This window comes from Sinomonas sp. G460-2, from assembly GCF_047759905.1.
GTDB lineage: Bacteria > Actinomycetota > Actinomycetes > Actinomycetales > Micrococcaceae > Sinomonas.
Genome location: NZ_JBKZWT010000209.1, coordinates 1 through 6,436, shown reverse-complemented (window position 1 = coordinate 6,436; position 6,436 = coordinate 1). Strand labels below are relative to the sequence as shown.

Genomic DNA, 6,436 nt, shown 5'->3' with positions numbered 1-6,436 from the left:
CCGGTGGGTCGCGCCGCGGTGTGACCCACGGGAGGTGACCCCGGAACGGAGGGGGACCCACGGGAGGTGACCCCTGAACGGAAGGGGTGGGCCCGTCTGGTACGATGGACGGCGAACCTTGGCGAGGGACTGTGCTGCTTCGTGGGCTGATGCCCATGGGACGGGCAGAGCCGTGATCGACTGGGTCTGAGACTCCTTCTGCGGCGCACGTGCGGCGCTCGAGGCGTGCGGGCCGGTTGTCGCCCGCCCTCGCGCCAGGCCACCCAAGACCCGAAGGAGCATTCCATGACTGAGAAGTTCGCCGCCGAGAAGCGCACCGAGTTCGGCAAGGGCTACGCCCGCCGCACTCGCGCCGCCGGCAAGATCCCCGCCGTCATCTACGGCCACGGCGCCGAGCCGCTGCACGTCAGCCTCCCCGGCCGCGAGACGACCCTCGCCGTCCGCGTGGCCAACGCGCTGCTCACGATCGACATCGAGGGCGAGGAGCACCTCGCGCTCGTCAAGGACATCCAGCGCGACCCGGTCCGCCAGATCATCGAGCACATGGACCTCCTCACGGTCCGCCGTGGCGAGAAGGTCTCCGTGGACGTCCCCGTGCACCTCGTGGGCGAGGCCGCGCCGGGCACGGTCGTCAACCAGGAGGCCGTGACCGTGACGGTCGAGGCCGAGGCGACCCACCTCCCGGCAGCGCTCGAGGTGAGCATCGAGGGCCGCGAGATCGGCCAGCACGTCCACGCCGGCGACGTCGAGCTCCCGAAGAACGTCTCGCTCGTGACCGAGGCCGACGCGATTGTCGTCAACATCTCCGAGGCCGTCGTCGTGGCCGAGGAGCCCGCCGAGGGCGAGGCTGCTGCCGAGGCGCCGGCTGAGGAAGCTGGCGAGTAAGCAGGTAGTCTGCGCACATGATCCTCAGGCGGCCCGTCCCCGGTGGGGCGGGCCGCCGTCGTCCCTCTGGGTGCAGATGATCTGTGCCCGCTACGCGTTGTGCGGGCCTTAGCTCTACCCGAGACGCATTGGCCCCGAAGGAGCACCCACCCCATGGCAGAGACGTGGCTCATCGTCGGCCTCGGAAACCCCGGACCCAAGTACAGCGGCAACCGGCACAACGTCGGCCACATGGTGCTCGACGAGCTCGCCGGCCGCGTGGGCGGGAAGTTCTCTTCGCACCGCTCGCGCGCCATGGTGCTTGAGGGGCGGCTCGGCATCGGGGGCCCACGCGTGGTCCTCGCCAAGCCGATCACGTATATGAACGAGTCCGGCGGCCCTGTCTCCTCCGCCGCGAAGTTCTACGGCGTGGACGCCGCGCACGTCATCGCGGTCCACGACGAGATCGACATCCCGTTCGACACCGTGCGGCTCAAGCTGGGCGGGGGAGAGGGCGGGCACAACGGCCTGCGCGACATGACGAAGGCGCTCGGCACGAAGGACTACCTCCGCGTCCGCGTGGGCGTGGGCCGGCCGCCGGGGCGCATGGATGCCGCCGACTACGTGCTCCGCGACTTCTCGCCGACCGAGCGCAAGGACCTCCCCTTCCTGCTCTCGGAGGCCGCCGACGCGGTCGAGCTCCTGGTGCGCGAGGGGCTTCTCGCGGCGCAGCAGAAGCACCACCCGGCCAAGGCCTAGCCCGCCCCCTGCGCCCGAACCGCCTCGCAACCCTCCGCGAGGCGCGATTCGGGCCCGTTTGAGGCAACTTTTGTACTTGCACAAGAGGAAAGTTGCTAAGGGCCCTGCCCCACAGTTGGCCAGACGGGGTATCTTTTGGACACCTGCATCTGTGGGAGCATGGGGAGGGGCAATGCAGTGGTCGGCCGGTGTGTCCGAACGCCGTCAGTCTGGCGGCGCACGGGCGTTCGCGGCTGACCGGGTTCAGTGGGTGCGGGGTGTCCGGCGGGACGAACTGCAGGCCGCGCGGGACGCGCTCGACGACTCCCACAGCTTCGGGATCGTCATCACGGGCGAACGGGACATCGGCAAAGGTGCGTTCCAGACCGCCCTCGTCCGATCGCTCGCACCCTACACGTACGCCCAGACGCTGCGCAGCACGATCGCGGGCGCAGAGACCCCTTACGGCGCGCTCGCCCCACTGCTCGCGCGGCTCCCCGATGAGGCGCTCGAGAGCCCCGGCGCGACGATGCGCGGGATCATGGAGACGCTCGCCGAGGACGCGGCCGGCCGCCCCGCCGTCATCGCGCTCGAGACGCCCGGCGGGCTCGACGAGCTCAGCACCGCGACGCTCGTGCAGCTGATGACCACGGGCACCGCGAAGGTCATCGTCACCGCGACGCGGACGAGCGACCTCCCCGAAGACTTCCACTGGATGCTCACCGAGCAGCGCATCCGCGAGATCCCGCTCGAGCTCCTGCCCGAGGACCGCACCGAGCACGTGCTCAGGGATGTGCTCGGCGGAATCGTGCCCCGCACCGTGGCCCGCCTGCTCCACGCGATGGCGCACGGCAACCCTGAGCTCCTCTACCGGATCCTCGCCGACTTCCTGCTCACCGAGCAGCTCCGCTCGACCGAGGGCGTGTGGACGCTCGCCGAGGACGCCGAGTCGACGCGCAGCCGCGAGATCGACGACGTGGTGCGATCCCGGGTCGAGCGCGAGCCGAGCGACGTGCAGACCGCGATCGACGCGCTCGCGTGCGCGCGGCGGCTCTCGCTCGAGCGGCTCACGAACGTCTTCGGGGCCGAGACCGTGGCGCTCATGGACGAGTCGGGGCTCATCCACGTCGAGGAACGGAACACCGTCTCGCTCGCGGACCCGATCATGGCTGAGGTGGTCCGCGGCTGGCTCAGCATCCCGCGACGCCGCGAGCTGCGGGCGCTCATCATCGGGGCTGCCGAGCCCCCGCTCTCGACGCTCGGCGTCGTCGAACTCCTCGGCTACGCCGCGTGGACGCGCGAATGCCAGACCGTGCTCCCGGCGTCGCACGCGATCGCCGCTGCGAGCGCGTCCCTCCGCCTCTACGATCCCCGCTTTGCGCTCGAATGCCTCGAGGGCGTCCCGCGCGTCCGCGGGACCTGGGCCACGGTCCAGCGGCTGCGCGCGGCCGCCTATCTCGGGCTCGGGCTCCCGCTCCAGGCGCATTCGATCCTCGAACAGATCACGGCGGACGAGCTCGGCGACCTCGCCCCGGTCGAGTTCGCGGGCTACGTCGAGACGCTCGCCACAGCCAAGCGGGCCATTCCGTTGCGCGAGCAGGAGATCGCCCCGCTGCTTGACGACGCGCGGGCGCGGCTCGTGCTTCACCCGGGCCTCACGCACGTCCCCGACGAGGAGACGGAGCGCGCGCGGGCCATCCTCGACCTCGCCGAGTTCGCGGACGCCGTGTACCTCGGGGACTTCGCGTCCGTCATCGACCGGATCGAGGGCATCGAGGCGGGCAGGCCAGGCTGGGACGACGAGTTGCGGCTGCGCGCCGGGTGCCTGCTCATGCAGGCCCAGGCCTACGTGGGGCGCGAATCGGACGCGCTCTCCACGCTCCACGACATCTCGAGCCAGCTCGGCGGCCCGGCCGGGACCCCGCGCGTGCGCCACGAATTCAACACGCGGGCGTTCTTCGTCCTCCTGCTCAACGGCCACTGGCGCCAATGCCTCGCGCTCGTCCGCTCCTCTGGCCGCTCGACCGTCCCGAGCCTGCGAATCGAGGGTGCGCACTACGAGTTCGCCGCGGGCCTCGCGCTCGTCTACGCGGGCCGAGGCCCCGAGGCGCTCGCGCCGCTCCTCGCGGCCACGGCTCAGCTCGAGCAAGGCCACGTCCAGGCGTCGCTCGGCTGCGCGTACGCCGCGACGGCGTTCGCTTTCGCCCAGCAGGGGGACGCCGCGGCCACCCGTACCTATCTGGACAAGGTCGAGGCCTGGTCCGCTCCGTGCAGCTATTCGATCAAGAGCTCGATGGACTTCTGCGCAGACATGGCCCGACGGTGGATCGGCGAGCGTCACGCCGCCGCGCGGCTCGTCGCCTCCTCCCGCGAGGATCTCGGTGCGGGCCGGTGGACCATGGCCGGCATCAAGCTCCTCGGGGCCACCGTCGACACGGGACCGGAGGAGTTCGTGCTCCTCGAAGAGATCTGCTCGCACCGCCAGGGTCCGCTCGCGGAGCTGGGCCGGCGGCTCGCGCGGGGCTCGCGGCTCCGGATCCTGCCCGACCTCACTGCGGCGGCGGATCTCGCGGCCGAGCTCGAGCTCGACACGCTCGAGTCGCGGTGCACCGCCGTCGGCCTCGACGTGGCGCGGGACAGGGGGGACGTGCGCTCGGCGCGCAGCCTCCAGGCTCGCCTCGACCGGCTCACCGGGCTCGTCGAGGTCCTCCCGGTCGTGCCGCAGAGTCTGGGGCCTCTGCTCACGTCGCGGGAGCGCGAGGTCGCGGTGCTCGCTGCCCGCGGCGAATCAAACCGGACGATCGCTGAGGAAATGGGGCTGTCAGTGCGTACCGTAGAAGGCCATCTGTACCAGGTGTTCTCGAAGCTCGGGATCACGTCTCGCTCCGAGCTCGCGGGGCTCCTCTGATGGCGCTTGAGCTCGTCGGGAGGGACCAGGAAATAGCGCGCTGCGCTGCCCTGCTCCGGGACCGGGTCCCGGCCGTGCTCGTGCTGGGCGAGACGGGGGTCGGCAAATCGGCCCTCGTCGCGGCCGTGCGCGACGAGATTGCGCCGGTCGCGCAGATGTTCGAGATCCACGGCAGCCCGTCGCTGCAGCGCGTGCCTTATGGTGTGCTCGCCCCGTTCCTGGGCGGGCTTCCCACGGCGGAGGCCGGTTCGAGGCTCTCCGTGCTGCGCGCGTTCTGGCGCCGCATCGAGGAGCTGCGGGTCGGCCGGGAGAGCCGGCTCGTGCTCGTCATCGACGACGCCCACTCGATCGATGCGCTCACCGCCGAGGTCGTCGCCGAGCTCGTCGGCGCGGGCTGGGCGCAGGCCTTGGTGACCTCGCCCGACGGCACGCTCCTCCCGCCCCCGCTCATGCAGCTGTGGCTCGACGGGGGCGCCGAGCGGATCGACCTCGAGCCGTTCACGTACGGCGAGGCCGCGCGTTTCCTCGAATCGAGCCTCGGCAGCCGCGTGCTGCCTTCGACCGTGCGCCGGCTGTGGCGCGACTCGCAGGGCAACCCGATGCTCCTGCGCTGCCTCGTCGAGGAGGCGCAGAGCACGGGTGCGCTCGCGGAGCGCAAGGGCACGTGGATCCTCGCGTCCGAGCTCGAGCGGCGGGGAGACGGGCTCGTGGGGCTCGTGCGCGAGCAGCTCCAGCGGCTCTCCTCCGACGAGCGCGACGCGCTCATGCTTGTGGCCGTCGCGCAGCCCGCGGCGCTGAGCCTCATCGAGGGCAACTTCGCGGCCGAGGTGGTGCGGAGCCTCGTCGCGAAGCGGCTCATCCTCCCGCCCACGGGACCTGACGGCTCGATCCGGCTCCGCCACAGCGTCTACGGCGAGGCGATCTTCCAGCTGATCCCGCTGAGCCGCTCGTTGCGGCTCCAGCAGCTCGCCGCCGGCCACCGGGCCCGCCAGATCGCGACCGCGGACGGGCTTCTGTGCGCCGTCTCGTGGGCGCTCGGCTGCGGGCTCGCCCTCGAGGAGACCACTTTCCTGCGGGCCGCCAAGCTCGCGGCCCGACTGGGCGAGACCTCGCTCGCGCTCCGCGCCGCGGACGCCGTCAGGTCCCCTGAACTCCGCGCCGAGGCCTTCCTTGTCCGCGGGATCGTCGCGTACGCCGCGAGCCACCACAGCGAGGCGGCCCGGCTGCTCGAGCCGTCACCCGAGCTGGACGCCGAGGGCTTCCTCACGGCCGGGCTCCTGTGGCTCTACAGCAGGGACGCGTTGGGGCACCCGCACGAGGAGATCGCGCACGACGTCGATCGGCTCGCCGAGGCGTCCGACGGCGGCCCGTGGGACCTTCTGCGCCTCGTCTTCGCGTCCGTCGCGGGAGACTACATGGCTCTCGAGGTCGGCCTCGCGGCGTGGCGCGCGAACCAGGCAACGGAGCGTTCCGCGGTGGAGCGCGGGGTCGTGGGCGCGCTCGAGGCCGAGGTGCTCGCGTGCAGGGGCCTCCTGCTCGAGAGCGTCGACGCGGCGTCGAGAGCGCTCGAGCTGCTCGGATCGGTCGAGGGCAGCGGGTGTCTCGCCGAGTTCGCGGCCGTCCGCCTTGTCTACGCCGCGGTCACGGCGGGCCAATGGGGCGCCGTCGAGTCGATCCCCGCGCGATTCTCGGGGTCACGTCACCACGAGGAGTCCTTCCAGCTCGCGGCCACGCTCGCGTGCGCGCGCGGGCTCGCGTTCCTGCGCCAGGGGCGGTTCGGTCCGGCGCTCGAAGTCCTCGAGCCCACGCTCGAGGAGCTTCGCGTGTGCGATTCGCAGCACGTCTTTCAGCTGTGCGCGGCCGGGGCGGCCTACGCGGCGGCGCGGCTCGGCGACTGGGGTCAGGCCGCCGACTTCCTCGAGGACA

The 6,436-nt window shown here is 71.8% G+C and carries 4 protein-coding genes; all 4 read left to right on the top strand.

Annotated features, from left to right (window positions below):
• The first annotated feature begins 285 nt into the window (after nt 1-285).
• Nucleotides 286-885 (top strand): 50S ribosomal protein L25/general stress protein Ctc, encoded by a 600-nt coding sequence (locus ACLN58_RS16025; RefSeq protein WP_415856251.1) that lies wholly within the window; start codon nt 286-288, stop codon nt 883-885.
• A 153-nt stretch (nt 886-1,038) separates the two neighbouring features.
• Nucleotides 1,039-1,623 (top strand): aminoacyl-tRNA hydrolase, encoded by a 585-nt coding sequence (gene pth / locus ACLN58_RS16020; protein ID WP_415856250.1) that lies wholly within the window; start codon nt 1,039-1,041, stop codon nt 1,621-1,623.
• Between the two features lie 172 nt (nt 1,624-1,795).
• On the top strand, nt 1,796-4,510 hold the full coding sequence (locus ACLN58_RS16015; protein WP_415856249.1) for a response regulator transcription factor: 2,715 nt from the start codon (nt 1,796-1,798) through the stop codon (nt 4,508-4,510).
• Nucleotides 4,510-6,436: AAA family ATPase (locus ACLN58_RS16010; protein WP_415856248.1), on the top strand; the 1,927-nt coding region annotated here is incomplete at its 3' end. The genes ACLN58_RS16015 and ACLN58_RS16010, both read left to right, overlap by 1 nt.